Origin of the sequence: Agrobacterium sp. SORGH_AS_0745 (assembly GCF_030818995.1) — a bacterium.
Lineage (GTDB): Bacteria > Pseudomonadota > Alphaproteobacteria > Rhizobiales > Rhizobiaceae > Agrobacterium > Agrobacterium tumefaciens.
The window spans coordinates 203,346-217,409 of the sequence record NZ_JAUTBI010000004.1; the positions used below are offsets into that span (position 1 = coordinate 203,346).

General features: G+C 58.2%; 14 protein-coding genes. 9 read left to right on the forward strand and 5 right to left on the reverse strand.

The window, feature by feature from the left end; all coding sequences use genetic code 11:
* The first annotated feature begins 32 nt into the window (after nt 1–32).
* The 6 genes from QE432_RS24620 to QE432_RS24645 all read left to right on the forward strand — a co-directional run bounded on the left by QE432_RS24620 (nt 33) and on the right by QE432_RS24645 (nt 6,186).
* Nucleotides 33–722: a GntR family transcriptional regulator gene (locus QE432_RS24620; RefSeq protein ID WP_306627261.1), complete on the forward strand. Its 690-nt coding sequence runs from the start codon at nt 33–35 to the stop codon at nt 720–722.
* Nucleotides 719–2,320 carry a sugar ABC transporter ATP-binding protein gene (locus tag QE432_RS24625; protein WP_306627263.1) on the forward strand — a complete coding sequence of 534 codons (1,602 nt, stop codon included), beginning with the start codon at nt 719–721 and terminating at the stop codon, nt 2,318–2,320. Before QE432_RS24620 ends, QE432_RS24625 begins: the two co-directional genes overlap by 4 nt.
* On the forward strand, nt 2,277–3,281 hold the full coding sequence (locus tag QE432_RS24630) for an ABC transporter permease (RefSeq protein WP_306627265.1): 1,005 nt from the start codon (nt 2,277–2,279) through the stop codon (nt 3,279–3,281). Before QE432_RS24625 ends, QE432_RS24630 begins: the two co-directional genes overlap by 44 nt.
* 30 nt (nt 3,282–3,311) lie before the next feature.
* The gene (locus QE432_RS24635) at nt 3,312–4,280 is read left to right on the forward strand and encodes a substrate-binding domain-containing protein (protein WP_306627267.1); all 969 of its coding nucleotides are present in this window, start codon (nt 3,312–3,314) and stop codon (nt 4,278–4,280) included.
* 63 nt (nt 4,281–4,343) lie between these two features.
* On the forward strand, nt 4,344–4,931 hold the full coding sequence (locus tag QE432_RS24640; protein ID WP_306627269.1) for a DJ-1/PfpI family protein: 588 nt from the start codon (nt 4,344–4,346) through the stop codon (nt 4,929–4,931).
* Nucleotides 4,932–5,139: 208 nt separating this feature from the next.
* Complete coding sequence (locus QE432_RS24645) at nt 5,140–6,186, forward strand: IS110 family transposase (protein WP_306627271.1); 1,047 nt, start codon at nt 5,140–5,142, stop codon at nt 6,184–6,186.
* Between the two features lie 249 nt (nt 6,187–6,435).
* Here QE432_RS24645 and QE432_RS24650 read toward each other — a convergent pair whose 3' ends face one another.
* On the reverse strand, nt 6,436–6,897 hold the full coding sequence (locus tag QE432_RS24650; RefSeq protein WP_112155296.1) for a GNAT family N-acetyltransferase: 462 nt from the start codon (nt 6,895–6,897) through the stop codon (nt 6,436–6,438).
* Between the two features lie 499 nt (nt 6,898–7,396).
* The gene (locus QE432_RS24655; protein WP_306627486.1) at nt 7,397–8,002 is read right to left on the reverse strand and encodes a J domain-containing protein; all 606 of its coding nucleotides are present in this window, start codon (nt 8,000–8,002) and stop codon (nt 7,397–7,399) included.
* 368 nt (nt 8,003–8,370) lie between these two features.
* Between QE432_RS24655 and QE432_RS24660 the strand changes: the two genes are divergently transcribed.
* Together QE432_RS24660 and QE432_RS24665 are read left to right on the forward strand one after the other, a co-directional pair.
* Nucleotides 8,371–8,625, forward strand: coding sequence for a FitA-like ribbon-helix-helix domain-containing protein (locus tag QE432_RS24660; protein ID WP_038496682.1), 255 nt, complete (start codon nt 8,371–8,373; stop codon nt 8,623–8,625).
* Nucleotides 8,622–9,041, forward strand: a complete 420-nt coding sequence (locus QE432_RS24665) for a type II toxin-antitoxin system VapC family toxin (RefSeq protein ID WP_306627275.1) — start codon at nt 8,622–8,624, stop codon at nt 9,039–9,041. The genes QE432_RS24660 and QE432_RS24665 overlap by 4 nt, the downstream gene beginning before the upstream one ends.
* Before the next feature lie 139 nt (nt 9,042–9,180).
* Here the strand turns inward: QE432_RS24665 and QE432_RS24670 are convergent, their stop codons facing one another.
* Genes QE432_RS24670 through QE432_RS24680 form a run of 3 tightly spaced genes read right to left on the reverse strand, consistent with a single transcriptional unit; the run spans nt 9,181 to nt 11,767 of the window.
* A complete protein-coding gene (locus QE432_RS24670) occupies nt 9,181–10,077 on the reverse strand; it encodes a dihydrodipicolinate synthase family protein (protein ID WP_306627277.1) in 897 nt (298 codons plus the stop codon).
* A gap of 32 nt (nt 10,078–10,109) precedes the next feature.
* Complete coding sequence (locus tag QE432_RS24675) at nt 10,110–10,991, reverse strand: SMP-30/gluconolactonase/LRE family protein (protein WP_306627279.1); 882 nt, start codon at nt 10,989–10,991, stop codon at nt 10,110–10,112.
* A gap of 56 nt (nt 10,992–11,047) precedes the next feature.
* Complete coding sequence (locus tag QE432_RS24680; RefSeq protein ID WP_003517195.1) at nt 11,048–11,767, reverse strand: FadR/GntR family transcriptional regulator; 720 nt, start codon at nt 11,765–11,767, stop codon at nt 11,048–11,050.
* Nucleotides 11,768–12,066: 299 nt separating this feature from the next.
* On the opposite strand from QE432_RS24680, the gene QE432_RS24685 reads away from it, so the two are divergent.
* The gene (locus tag QE432_RS24685; RefSeq protein ID WP_013637433.1) at nt 12,067–14,016 is read left to right on the forward strand and encodes an ABC transporter substrate-binding protein; all 1,950 of its coding nucleotides are present in this window, start codon (nt 12,067–12,069) and stop codon (nt 14,014–14,016) included.
* The last annotated feature ends 48 nt before the right edge of the window (nt 14,017–14,064 follow it).

Here is a 14,064-nt window from a genome sequence, read left to right on the forward strand (position 1 = left end):
CAAATGCCGACGTGTCAAGAAGCAATTGGAGAGTGAAAGTGGCTTTTACGGCGGAACGGGAAGCGAGAGCGAGCATTCGCCCGAGCAGCGTGGTCGATGGCGTTTACGACAATATCTACCATCGGCTGATGTCCCTTGAGATAGCGCCCGGCGCGCGTATTCCGATTGATGTCCTGGCACGCGAAATCGGCGTCTCCCAAACACCGATCCGCGAGGCCCTGAGCCGTCTCGAGCGCGAGGGGCTTGTGCGTAAGGAGCATCTGGTCGGCTACAGCGCAGCTCCGCAATGGACGAAAAAGCAGTTCGTAGATCTCTATGCCTTCCGTCTGCTGGTCGAGCCGGAAGCCGCAAGGCTCGCAACGCTCAACATGACCCCCGAGGCACTGCGTCAGCTTGAAAACTCGGCAGCGGATATGGGTAATGGCGAGACGCCCGTCGATCGCAACACGCGATACTCGCGGTTTGCCCGCGCGGATGCACATTTCCACGATGCGATTCTCAAGATTGCCGGAAATGACGTTATCCGCAGCACGCTGTCGAACCAGCATGTCCATCTGCATATTTTCCGGCTGATGTTTCACACACGGGTGACGCAGGAGGCACTCGAGGAGCACGAGAATTTGCTTGCGGCCTTTCGGTCGGGTGATCCGCAGGCGGCGGTCGACGCCATGCGCATCCATATCGAACGTTCACGCGACCGGTTGCTTTCGGCTTTCGAATGAACGCCGTCCTGTCACCCCAACCCTTGGCATCGCCGGAAAGTTCGGCGGTCGCAACCCTTCGGGCCGATGGGCTTTGGAAAGCTTATGGTCCAATCACCGTCCTGTCGGACCTGACGCTCGATGTCCGCGCTGGAGAGGTTCACGCCATCATCGGTGAAAACGGCGCCGGCAAGTCGACGCTGATGAAGCTTCTGTCTGGTCATGTCGCGCCGACGCAAGGTCGGCTGTTCATGGACGGCCAACCGGTCGAATTTCGAAACGCGGTGGAGGCGGAAAATGCCGGTATCGTGCTGGTGCATCAGGAAATTCTGCTCGCCGCGGACCTTACGGTTGCAGAAAACCTGTTTCTGGGGCGTGAAGTCGGCCGTGGCCCGATGGTTGACGACCGGGCGATGAACCGCCGCACCGCCCAGTTGCTGGAGAGGGTCGGTTCGACGGCGCGCCCGCGTGACCGTGTCAGTGAATTGCCGCTTGCCCAGCGCCAGCTTGTGCAGATTGCACGCGCGCTTCTTGACGACCGCAAGGTCGTCATTCTGGACGAGCCGACAGCGGTTCTGGCCAATGACGAGGTTGCGGCCCTGCTCGACATCGTCAGGCGGCTGCGTGATCACGGTGTGGCGGTTCTCTATATATCCCATCGCCTCGACGAGGTGCAGGCGCTTGCCGACCGCATCACCGTGCTGCGTGATGGCTGCATGATAGGCACCTGGCCGGCCGCCGGTCTCAGCCAGCGTGAAATGGCCGAACTTATGGTCGGGCGGGAACTGGAGATGCTTTATCCCCACAAACGCCCGCCTGCCGAAGGCGCGCCCATTCTCTCGGTCACCGATCTGACGGTCGACCATCGCGCAGAAAATGCGAGCTTCAGCGTCCGGCCGGGGGAGGTGCTCGGCATCGGCGGCATGATCGGTGCTGGACGCACCGAACTGATCGAGGGGCTGATGGGTCTTCGCCCGTCACGGACGGGCAGCGTCACTCTCAACGGCCAGGAGATCAAACACCGGTCGGTCCGCACGATGATGGAGGCCGGCCTTGTCTATCTGACCGAGGATCGAAAGGGAAAGGGCCTGCTTCTGGAGGAGAAGCTTGGTCCCAACCTGACGCTTCAGGCGCTGGACACGGTCAATCCGCGCACGGTTCTCGACAGACGGGGCGAGCGCTCACGGCTTGAGGAGGCCGTGACGGATTACGATATCCGCGTCCGTTCGCTACGGCTGGAGGCGGGAAAACTTTCAGGAGGCAACCAGCAGAAGCTGCTGCTTGCCAAGGTCATGCTCACCGATCCTTCGGTGGTGATCATCGATGAACCGACGCGTGGCATCGACATTGGCAACAAGAGCCAGATCTACGAATTCATCGACGCCATGGTGCGGGCGGGCAAGGCCTGCATCGTCATCTCGTCGGAAATGTCGGAGCTGGTGGGGCTTGCCGACCGTGTTCTCGTGATGCGGGCAGGGAGGATCGTCGCCGAACTTTTCGGCGCTGAAATCAATGAGGAAAATGTCGTCTACGCCGCAACTGTCGGTGGACGCGACGTCGTCGGGGAGGACGAACATGACCGCAGCGACAGCAACAACAACAACAATCATACCCGTTGACGAGGGTAGCCGCATCCGCTGGGCGGATCTCGCACCCTTCATTGCACTTGCCGTCATCGTCCTCATCGGCGCCCTGGTCAATTCCAATTTCGTGGCGTCGGCCAACCTGATCAACGTGGTCACACGCAGCGCCTTCGTCGCCATCATTGCCGTGGGAGCGACCTTCGTGATCTCGTCGGGTGGGCTCGACCTGTCGGTCGGCTCGATGATGGCGTTCGTTACCGGCATCACGATCATGGTGATGAACCATCTTGCCCCATCTTTCGGCGGCTGGGCCATCCCGATGGGAGCTGGCGTAGCGCTGGTGGTCGGCGCTTTCTGCGGGCTGTTTAACGGCCTGATCGTGACGGTGGGGCGCATCGAGCCCTTCATCGTGACGCTTGGCACGATGGGGATTTTCCGGGCGTTCATCACCTTCATGACGAATGGCGGTTCGCTGCCCATCGACCGAGGCCTGCGCGATGCCTACCGACCTGTCTATTTCGGCAGCATTTTCGGCATTCCCTATCCGGTGCTCATTACCTTCGTCGTCGTGATGATCGGTGCGTTCCTGCTTTATAAAACCAAGTATGGCCGCCGCCTGACATCGGCCGGGTCCAATGTCGAAGTCGCCCGCTTTTCCGGGGTCAATGTCGCGGCCGTTCGCACCGGCGCCTATGTCATTCAAGGCATCTGCGTGGCCATTGCGGCCATCTGTTACGTGCCGCGTCTCGGTGCGGCAACGCCGACGACCGGACAGCTGTGGGAACTGCAGGTCATCACCGCTGTCGTGATCGGTGGCACCCTTCTTCGCGGCGGACGCGGGCGCATCGGCGGTACGGTGGCCGGCGCACTCATTCTTGAGGTCATCGCCAACGTCATGGTCCTCTCGGACATGGTCTCGGAATACCTCGTCGCCGCCGTACAGGGTGCGATCATCATCATCGCCATGCTGGCGCACCGCTTTACTGCCAACCGCTGAAAACAGCACTGACTTCAAAAGGAGGAGAAAATGAAGTCTATTATCCAGAAAGCCGGACTGTTGTTATCGACAGCCGCATTGGCCCTTGTCCTGCCGCTCGGCAGCGTTCAGGCCGAAGACAAGAAGGTGACGATCGCCGTGTCGATCCCTGCCGCGACGCATGGGTGGACGGGGGGAGTCGTCTACCATGCAGAGCAGGCCGAAAAGGAAATCGAAGCCGCGTTCCCAAATATCGACGTGGTGCTGTCGACGGCGGCCTCGGCAACCGCCCAAGTCTCGGCGCTTGAGGATCTCTCGGCCAGCCGCAAGCTCGATGCGCTCGTCATCCTGCCCTTCACCTCTGAGGAGCTGACCGGCCCGGTCGAGCAGATCAAACAGAAAGGCACCTTCATTTCCGTGGTTGACCGTGGCCTTACCGATCCAAGCGTGCAGGATCTCTATGTCGCCGGCGACAATATCGCCGTTGGCGCCAACACCGCGCACTGGCTCGTCGACAAGCTGGGCGGCGAAGGACAGATCGTTGTGCTGCGGGGCATCCCGACGGTTATTGACGACGAGCGAATTAAGGGCTTCTCGGATGTCGTCGCCAAGTCAAACATCAAGATACTCGACATCCAGTACGCCAACTGGAACCAGGATGAAGCCTTCAAGCTGATGCAGGACTATTTGGCAAAACATCCAAAGATTGATGCGGTCTGGGCTAATGACGACGACATGCTTCTCGGCGTGCTTGAGGCTGTCGACAATGCCGGCCGCAAGGACATCAAGTATGCGCTCGGCGGCAACGGCATGAAACAGGTTATCGAGATGGTGAAGGAGAAAAACGAGCGCACGCCGATCTCCACACCCTATCCGCCGTCGATGATCAAGTCGGCCATCTACATGACGGCTGCCCAGTTCGCGGGGCAGGCGCCGGTACGCGGCTCCTTCTTGCTCGGCGCGCCGCTCATCACGCCGGAGAATGCGGACCAGTTCTATTTCCCCGCATCGCCATTCTGATCGCACACCGGGCCCGGCTCCAGCCGGGCACACCACAACACCCATGACAAAAGGAGACACGACATGAGCGGCAAGAAAATCCTCATGCTGACCGGTGAATTCACCGAGGAATATGAAATCTACGTCTACCAGCAGGGGATGGAGGCTGTCGGCCATACGGTGCACGTCGTGTGCCCGGACAAGAAGGCCGGCGATCGTATCAAGACCTCGCTGCACGATTTCGAAGGCGACCAGACCTATACCGAAAAGCTCGGCCACTATGCCGATATCAACAAGACCTTCTCAGAGGTGCGGGTAGAGGAATATGACGCCGTGTACGCTGCGGGCGGCCGTGGCCCGGAATACATCCGCACCGACAAGCGCGTGCAGGACATGGTGCGCCATTTCCACGAAACCGGAAAGCCGATCTTCACGATCTGCCACGGCGTACAGATACTGATGGCCGTGCCCGGCGTGCTGAAGGGCAGGAAGGTCGCCGGGCTGGGCGCCTGCGAGCCCGAAGTTACCGCTGTCGGCGGCATCTATATCGACGTGAAGCCCACGGAGGCCTATGTCGACGGCAATATGGTTTCTGCGAAAGGCTGGACGGGATTGGCCGCTTTCATGCGCGAGTGCCTGAAAGTACTCGGTACCAAAATTACGCACACCTGACAGACTGATGAACCCGACGGCATGCCCCTGCAATCCGAGGGCGGGGGCATGTCCGACATGTCGAGCAACAGTGTTGCGGATAACATAGATGGGCTAATCGGCTTCGTGCTCCATCTCATCCGCCCCGAAGAATGAGCCGCACCCCACTGCCGATGATACATTCGCTTGTCGGAAACCAGGCACAACCATCATGCAGAGGAGCGCAGCCATGAAACACTATGCCGGCCTCGATGTCTCGGTCAAAGAAACGAGCGTCTGTATCGTCGATGAAAACGGAAAGCTATGCCGGGAACGCAAGGTGGTCTCCCACCCTGACGACCTTGTCGCCATCCTGAGCGATCCGGCATTCAGCTTGGAGAGGGTAGGCGTTGAGGCAGGACCGTTATCGCAATGGCTGTTTGAAGGGCTGGCAAAGGCTGGGCTCCCGGTCTTCTGTATTGAGACGCGCAATACCAAGGCGTTCCTAGATGCCCTGCAGCAGAACAAAAGCGACAGGAACGATGCACGCGGTATCGCCCACATGATGCGGGTCGGCCTGTTCAAGGATGTGCATGTGAAGACGCTCACCAGCCAGAAGCGTCGCGCCTTGCTAACGGCCCGATCGTTGCTGCAGGAGAAGGCGATCGATCTGGAAAACGAAATGCGCGGGCTCCTGCGCAACTTCGGACTGAAGGTTGGCCATGCCTCTGGCGGCACGTTCGAGAGAAGGATACTCGAACTTGTCGAACACGACACTGAGTTGGCGGAAATCATGGAGCCACTGCTCGCCGGACGACGCAAGTTGCGAGAAGGCTTGGCCAAGCTGGAGAAGCGGGTTTTATCGGAGGGCAAGCAGGATGAGGTTTGCAGGCGATTGATGACGGTACCTGGCGTTGGACCGATCGTCTCGCTCGCCTATGTCGCGACGATCGATATTCCCAGCAGGTTTCGTCATTCTCGATCAGTCGGAGCGATATTGGGTCTTACGCCAGTGCTGAAGCAGTCGGGCGAAATGAGCCGGGTCGGCCACGTCTCTCTACGCGGGGATGCCATGATGCGGCGACTGCTGTATGAGGCCGCCCAATCTATGATGACGCGCGTGGTGAAGTGGTGCTGGCTGAAGGCATGGGCCATGAACATCGCCAAGCGCCATGGCAGCAAGAAGGCCAAAGTGGCACTGGCCCGCCGTCTTGCGGTCGTAATGCATCGCATGTGGGTGGATGGCTCGGAATTCCGCTGGACAAGGGAGGACACTGTCTCAACCGTAGCGGCATGAAGGTCGGCCACAAAGGCAAGCGAGAGATACGAGTTAAGGGTTCCGCGTAGCGGCGGAAGGCGTCCTTCGCGGACGATGGTGATGTGAGTTCGTGGCGGCGTTTATTCCGATGATCCGTCATCAGGATGCAGCATAGATTGGGCCACATCATCTACTGAACCCCATCATGGGAGGGCCGAGTGTCGATCCCGGAGAGAAGCAAGGGCCGCGAAAAGACGTTGGACGCCACATAGGAGGCATGAGCTTCTGCTACACGAGGCGGAGTGTCATGTCGTAACGATCCAGCCCGGCAGCAAAGCCATTGGGGGTGGTCTCCACGACCCTGAAGCCATGTCGCTCATAGAAGCGACTGGTATGTTGACTTGTCGCAAGCACCACCTCGGCAATCTCTGCTGAAGATCGGGCCAGCTTCAATCTCTCATATGTGAGGCGAGTGCCGAGTCCTTGTCGATGGTGGGCTGGGTCGACCATGCCCCACGAGAGAGATGCTATTGTCGGGGTTGGGCCGATGCTCAGCCCACCACATGCGACGATGCGGCCATGTAGCGTGATAACGAGATAAGAGCTCGTCGAGGAGCCTAAGTCATCCAGGAATTGCGCAAACTCGACACGTTCGTCCTGTGAAAAGAACGTTGGCACGTTGCCATCGAAGATTGCCAAGCATGCATTGAAGTCTTCACTACGATACGAGCGTGTGGCGATCTGGTCCATGTTAAGGGTATAGCACCGTTGAGGGGATTGGTCACCCCGTGGACGCTTCGGGCCCGATTGCCAAAGAACTCTTGCCTTCTCGACTACAGATAGATGGAAAACACCTTGACCTCAGCCCGCCGATTAGAGAAGCGCCGCACGGTTGAATGGTGGCAAGATATAGATTGCTAACCCAGTGTCTTTCGGCCGTTTAAGTGGCGATGACGGCCATTCTCCTCACGGCAAAGTTTGTTCAACAGGCCATCTCGGTGTCTTCGCTTTTGCGGTCGAACAGCAAAAAATACAAACCGTGCCGAAGCCCATTGCCAAGCGCGATGTCGCGCAACGGCGCACGTGGCTTCTCATAGCTGCTGGGCAAATGAAGGAGATGCTCCTTGAATGCATTTGAGAAATGGTGGCTTGGATTGAGGCCCGAGGGATCATCTCATCTATGCGTTGGAGCGGGTCAGTGGCTCGGGTCCCTTGAAGGCAGGGATATTAAGCCCCTTTCAAACAGGCTTTAGCAAAAACCGTTCAATTTAAGGATTCGATACGCTTCGATCGAGCTTCGAAGTGCATCCTCAGAATTGCGGTCTCCGTCATTGGCGTCGGGATGGTGCATTTTGAGCCTCTCCTTATAGCGGCTCTTGATTTCTTGGGGTGTCGCCTGGGAAGAAAGGCCGAGTGTTTCGAAAGCTTTGGCTTCCAGTACCTTGAGCTTTCTCTGTTGGGCGCCGATCCGCGTTTGCCCTTGCCGATCGGCTTTGCGAGCATTTAGCGTTTTTGCTGAGCCTGAACGAACTGAAGACGGCAGCGGAGTTTCAGTTGCCGTGCTCACCCTCGTTCCCCAGGTCGGGCGCGCACCCGTCGTCGCTTCCTTCTGGTAACGGGCGACGTCGGCATTGGAGGGTGGTGTCGTAAAACTATAACCCTTGTTGTAGTCAGTCACATGCTCAAGGCAGAATAAGAGGTAAAGACCTTCTGCACCCGATCCCACCGGCGCACGATGAGTACCGCTCTTTTCACACCCGTCCCATTGGCATTTTGGGCCTATGGCTTCGCTGGCCGATGGCGAGCGTTTGCGAGCGGATCGAAGACCTACGAATATTTTCGAATCATGCGTCATTGGAACTATATGGACGCGGAGGACCCCTAGGGCAACATCAGACATGTCCAATCTCGATTAACACGGACAGCCTGCGCGATAGCCAGCCTCACCGGGGTAAGGACTGTTTTCTTGTGAATTGGCCAGTATGGAAAATTTCGGGTCATGCTCATGTCTCGCTGAAAACCCCGCCCGCTCGACAATCATTCTCGCAAGGTGTGCATAGATCTTCCCGATAAGACGATAGCTCGTGGTTGCGGTATCCTCGACGGATTACCGGCCGCGAAATGAAAACGGGTCAAATCCTGCTGAAACTCAGTACTCTTGAAGTTTAGCGTCATTATTGGTATTTTGATATCAAAGAGATCATTTTTCCAAGGATGATATCAATGCCGGCAGTCACCATTCGTAACCTTTCTGAAGAAACACATCGCGCTCTGAGGGTGCGAGCGGCTCATCATGGCCGGAGCACGGAGGCCGAGATTCGTGACATTATTGAAGCGGCTGTTCGTCCTCCGGAACGTATTCAGCTCGGGTCCTTGCTAGCGGCCATTGGTCGCGACGCAGAGCTTTCCAACAGCGACGTTGAAGCTCTTCAGAAAAGTCGCGACAAGACACCTGCTAAGCCGATGACCTTCGAATGATCCTGCTTGACACCAACGTCATATCCGAACCTTGGAAACCGGTTCCGGACGAGGCGGTGATTGCCTGGTTGGACGCCCAAGCTGTCGAAACGCTGTTCATCTCCGCAATAACGATTGCGGAACTTCGCTTCGGAATTGCTGCTATGCCTTCAGGCAGACGGCAAACTATCCTCCGCGACCGTCTCGAGGGCGAGGTGCTGCCACACTTTTCCGGCCGCATCCTGTCCTTCGATCTGGCTACTTCTCAGTTCTACTCTGAACTGATGGCACGCGCTCGAGCGTCTGGGAAAGCGATCGGCACGGCCGATGGCTACATTGCAGCCACAGCGGCAGCAAATGGCCTCACGATCTCAACTCGCGATACAAGCCCTTTCGAGGCTGCCGGGGTGAAAGTGATCAACCCCTGGTCCAGATAACCACAATGGTCATCTGGGCGTGACGCAAGGCATTGTTTGTTCATCGCAACCGAGCCGGTTAGGCGCATAATTCCGCAGATGGGTTGGGTGCCATCATCGGCATCGTAGTGTGTCTCCACAGTCGGGAATGAGGCTTCTGTCATTGCCAGCTGGCAAGCAGGACTTCAAGTGTTGCACGATCCTCGTCGTCCAGACGGGCGAGTCCTGGTGCTCGAACTGGGCCAACCGCAAGCCCCTGGATCTGCATCGCTTCCTTCACCACAGTCACATTGGCGCCGTTCCGGTATCGTGTCCGCAGCCGTTCGAACAACTCGATCTTTTCAACGATCTTACGTGCGGCCGAGAAATCGCCGGCCGTCAGTGCATCATGAACTTGCAGGGAAAATTGCGGTGCGACATTGACGAGACCGGATGTGAAACCGCGGGCTCCGACGGCGCAGAAGGCGGGAGCCCAGCTTTCTGCCAGTCCACACACGTAAAGTGAGCCGTCAGGATCGGAAGCGGCGATCGCACGCGACAGAAGCATAATATCGGTCGTTGCGAACTTTATGCCTGCGACATTCGGATGGCTCGATAGTCTGACCATGTCGTTGACCGAGAACCCGTCGGCGCGGACATACGCTACGAGAGGCAATTCGCTGCCTTCAGCCAGGCCGATAAAATAGTCGATCTGTGATTGCGGCGCTGCGAACGGGTCAACCGGCTGGTGGGACATGACCGCAGACGCGCCCATCTCCCTGGCCCGACGCGCCATGGACAGGGCCTCCCGCTGCGAGCGTCCAATCGCTGCAGTAACGGGGGCTTGCCCGTTCACCCCTTCAATCGCGGCTTCGTAGACCTTGAAAATTTCAGCGGGCGTCAACGCGTAAAACTCGCCGGTATTGCCCGCAGCAACGATATTGTGGATGCCCGCCTTTGCTACACGGGCATAGGCTTCGATGGTGACAGCTATATCGACTTCCCCGTCTGTCTCGTAAGCCGTTACGGGGACGCCGGAAATACCGTGCAGAGCCTGGCGGAAATCGAATGTCGTCATCAACTGGTTTCCTTAAAAATCGAAGGGCATCTTCAGATAGAAAATTTGTGAACGGCTACGCCCGCGACAGGCACATCAAACGCAACAAGCGTACCTGGGGTGGTTGTTCCGTTCGTCTCGGTCACAAGACTCGTCAGATAGATCGTTTTGAGGTCCGGGCCGCCGAAACATGGCATGGTCGGCCCTTTGAACGGCAACCTGTATATCTCAAACAGTTCGCCCTCCGGCGAAAAGCGGTTGAGACGCCCGGCCTGAACGCCGGCGCTCCAGTAACAGCCTTCGCAATCGGTCGCCGCGCCATCAGGCCTGCCTTCGTCGGGTGCGAAATCGTGCAGGCGCTCGGCTGGACCGAGCCTGCCCGTCGCGACATCGAAATCGAACGCCTGATACATCAGACCGCTGCTATCGGAATGATACATGCGCGTTCCGTCCAGATTCCAGGCAAGCCCGTTCGATGTGAACATATCGCCATTGATGACAAGCTCGACGCCGCCATCCGGCGCGATACGATAGAGGCGGGCATTTCCTGTCGGCACGGCAGCCTCGTCGCGGGTTCCCACCCAGAAATGGCCATCGGGGCCGACCTTGCCGTCGTTGAGACGGCTTTCTGCTCGTCCTTCGTCCGGATCGCACAGCAGTTCGAGCGCGCCGTTTGCGGGGTCTAGAAGGTGCACGCCCGTCTTGAGGCCCGCCACAACAAGGCCATTGTCGCAAAGACCGAGGCAACCCACCTGGGCGGGCATTTCGTATCTGTCGAGTTTGCCGCCCGGATGCAGGCAGAAAATGGCGGGGGCGAGAATGTCGACGAACCACAGATTCCCGGTACGCTCATCCCATGCCGGTGATTCGCCGACCTTCAACGGCGTGTCGATGAGAGAGCGGAGTTTCGGCTCGATGATGCGTGGCTGGATCACTGATTATTTTCCCTTGCCCTGTATGGCTCGCCTTTTGAAATGTTGAAAAAACGGTTCTAGCTGCCGACGCCCTGAAACATGCGGGCACGGGCCTTCAGGATGTGATCTTTCATTGCGTCATGCGCGGCCTGTTCCTGGCGCGCAAAAATCGCTTCCACGATTGCCGTATGTTCGTTCTGTACCTCGCGCACATGTTGCGGCGTACGCTTGAGGCTGAGGCTGCGTGTCACCGACTGGCCGATCGCGAAATGCGGCTTGAACCATATCCGCACGGTGATGTGGAACTGGTTATGGCTCGCTTTAGCAATGGCTTCGTGCAGGGCAAAGTCCTCCTCCGCACCAAGATCGTTGCGCGCAAGACACTGTTCCAGCGCGGTAATGGCCTGTTCGATGCGGGCTTTGTCGGCAGCCTGCCAACTGCGTGCTGCAAGTTCGGCGGCTGCAGACTCAAGGCCGGACCGGAACTCGAAGAAACGCTGCACATCGGCAAGCGAGCCGACAGGAACCTGCTGCAACACGGATGAATCCGGCTGCTGGCGCACATAGGAGCCGGAACCTTTCTGCGAAACGATAAGCCCGTCGTTGCGCAGCCGCTCCAGCGCTTCGCGCACCACAGGCCGGGAAGCCCCGAACAGAGAAGCTAGATTTTGCTCCGACGGCAACCGCTCGTTCACGGGAAACCGCCCATCAGAAATCATTCCGATGATCTTTTCGTAGATGATGTCGCTCAAGCGAGTCTCGCCTCGAGCGGCGGCGGATGCGGTTTGATTGTCCATCAGCAGCCCTTCCGTTGCAAATCGCTGAAGTTAATGGGTTTCCTGCATTTCAATCGCAACAGAAATACCGGGAATTTCATGAACGTGGTTACTGTCGTGCCGGTTCTTTCCTCAAACCTGATCGTGAAAACCGGCCTACGAATAAAAAATATGTAAAAATCTGTCAATACTTGTAATCATCTGAAAACGCCCATATGGTCTGCCCTGCCGGTGGAGGATCGGTGTGCTGGCTGGCCGGGAGGCTGTTGCGGTTCGGTGAAAGCTGTCTCGCTGCCGGTGATTTTTTGGGAGGATAGTCGATGCGCGATGGCGATAAATTTTCACTGGGCGTGACGCGCCGAACCTTTATGGCTGGGCTTGGCGGCGTCGCCGCCGTGTCCGTCATCGGGAGCTCGGCCCTGGCTGCTGCCGGCAAGGAAGCGCCGGAACTGGCTGCCCTGGTAAAAGACGGCAAACTGCCGCCGTTGGCGGAACGTCTGCCAAAAAATCCGATGGTGGTGACGCCGCATGAAAAGATCGGCACCTATGGCGGCACATTGCGCCGCGGCCTGCGCGGTTCGTCGGACCATAACGGCATCCTGCGCATGGTCGGCAACCAGGGGCTGGTGCGCTGGAACATGGACTTCACCGAAGTTCTGCCCAACCTTGCCGAGAAATGGGAGGTCAATGACGACGCCTCCCAGTTCACCTTCCATCTATTGCAGGGCGCGAAATGGTCTGATGGACATCCCTTTACCGCAGATGACGTGGTGTTCGCCATCGAGGACTGCATCAAGAACAAGGAGCTTTACAGCGCTACCCCGGCGCAACTCTCCGTCGCCGGTAAGGCGGTCGATGTCGAGAAAGTTGATGATTTCACGGTCAGGTTCAAATTCGCAGCGCCAAACGCGCTCTATCTGGAAAACCTCGCCACGCCGCTCGGCCAGCATCCGACGCTGTTTGCCAAGCATTATTGCAGCAAGTTCCTGCCGAAATACAACACGGCGCTCGATGCCGACGTCAAGGCGGCTGGCGTGTCCAGCTGGACGGAACTGTTCCGCGCCAAGTGCGGCGACATCGAAATTCCGTCGCGCTGGTCGAATGTCGACAAGCCGACGCTCGACCCGTGGGTGGTCAAGGAACCCTATTCCGGCGGCGCGACCCGTGTGGTCATGACACGCAATCCTTACTTCTGGCAGGTCGATACGGAAGGCAACCAGCTTCCCTATATCAACGAAGTCAATTTCGGCATTTCGCAGGATGTCGAATCGTTGATGCTGAACGTCATCTCCGGCAAGATCGACATTCAGGAACGCCATATCAGTGTGCTGGCCAACAAGCCGACGCTGTCGCAGAACATGAAAAAGGGCGATTACCGTCTGTTGACGCTGGTGCCATCGGCTGCGCAGCAGTGCCAGATCTACCTCAACATCACCCACAAAGACCCTGAGATGCGCAAGATGTTCGGCGACAAGTCGTTCCGTCAGGCGTTGTCCATCGCGCTCAACCGCCAGGAAATCATCGACATCGTCTATTTCGGCCAGAGCGAGGGCTATCAGGCCGGGCCGCGCCCGACGCATCCCTGGTATCACGAAAAGCTGGCGCGTCAGAACACCGAATACGATGTCGCCAAGGCGAACGATCTTCTCGACAAGGCGGGTTACGACAAGAAGAACGGCAACGGCATGCGGCTCCGTCCTGACGGCCAGCCGATTTTCTTCTCGATCGATGTGATCCCGACACTCTATCCCGATCTGGTCGATGCGCTGGAACTGGTAAAGGCGCAGTGGGCGCAAATCGGCGTCGATATCAAGGTCAACACCATCGAACGCGCGCTGTACTACACACGCGGCGATGATAACGCCCATGATGCGGCGGTCTGGCCGGGTCCGGGCGGTCTCGATCCGATGCTCGACCCGCGTGACTTCTTCGCGTTCCACCCGCAGGGGTCGCGCTACGCCATTCCGTGGGCGCTTTGGTACACATCCAACGGGCAGAAGGGGGAAGAGCCGCCGGAAAGCCAGAAGAAGCGCTTCAAACTGTTCGATGAAGCGCGTTCGACGGCCGACCTTGTCAAGCGCGGCGAGAAGATGAAGGAAATCTTCGATATTGCGGCGGAAGAGTTCGAGACGATCGGTCTTTGCCTTGCCGTTGGTGGTTTCGGTATCATCCGCAACAACCTTCGCAACGTGCCGGAGAAAGAACCCGACAGCTGGTCATGGCCCAACCCGGGCCCGGCGTTGCCGCAACAGTTCACCTTCACAAGCTGACACCGCCACATGGGCGCCGCTTCATCAATGCGGCGGCGCCTCTCAGGT